We start from the raw sequence: 1025 nt of genomic DNA on the forward strand, positions 1-1025 counted from the left end.
CCAGTCTCTCTCTACAAATCGGATCCATGAGCCCAGAACGACGCCCGGCCGACATCCGCCGTGCCACCGAGGCGGACATGCCGGCGGTCTGCACCATCGTCAACCACTACATCGAGACAAGCACGGTCAACTTCCGTACCGAGCCGCAGGAACCGCAGGAGTGGACGGACGACCTCGTCCGTCTGCGGGAGCGCTATCCCTGGCTCGTCGCCGAGGTGGACGGCGAGGTCGCCGGCATCGCCTACGCGGGCCCCTGGAAGGCACGCAACGCCTACGACTGGACGGCCGAGTCGACCGTGTACGTCTCCCCCCGCCACCAGCGGACGGGACTGGGCTCCACGCTCTACACCCACCTGCTGAAGTCCCTGGAGGCACAGGGCTTCAAGAGCGTGGTCGCTGTCATCGGGCTGCCCAACGACCCGAGCGTGCGCATGCACGAGGCGCTCGGATATGCCCCCCGCGGCATGCTGCGGGCGGCCGGCTTCAAGCACGGGAACTGGCATGACGTGGGTTTCTGGCAGCTGGACTTCAGCCTGCCGGTACCGCCCCGTCCGGTCCTGCCCGTCACCGAGATCTGAGATCACGCGTTCTAGGATCCGATGGATCCCCCGATGAGCTAAGCTAGCTATATCATCAATTTATGTATTACACATAATATCGCACTCAGTCTTTCATCTACGGCAATGTACCAGCTGATATAATCAGTTATTGAAATATTTCTGAATTTAAACTTGCATCAATAAATTTATGTTTTTGCTTGGACTATAATACCTGACTTGTTATTTTATCAATAAATATTTAAACTATATTTCTTTCAAGATGGGAATTAACATCTACAAATTGCCTTTTCTTATCGACCATGTACATCAAGCTTATCGATACCGTCGGCTATTGGTAATAGGACACTGGGATTCGTCTTGGACAACTTTCCTTCTCATCTAAGCGTAGACAACCCTCAACTGGAAACGGGCCGGACTCCAGGGCGTGTGCCAGGTGCCCACGGAATAGTTTTGGCCAGACCCTTG

1 protein-coding gene is annotated in these 1025 nt (G+C 55.2%); it reads left to right on the plus strand.

The window, feature by feature from the left end; translation table 11 throughout:
• Window positions 1–578, plus strand: a 578-nt coding sequence (gene pat, locus QLS65_RS16140) for a phosphinothricin N-acetyltransferase (protein WP_282718685.1), incomplete at its 5' end; no start/stop codon positions are given.
• Window positions 579–1025 lie beyond the last annotated feature (447 nt).

This window comes from Flavobacterium algoritolerans, from assembly GCF_030010385.1.
Taxonomy (GTDB): Bacteria; Bacteroidota; Bacteroidia; order Flavobacteriales; family Flavobacteriaceae; genus Flavobacterium; species Flavobacterium algoritolerans.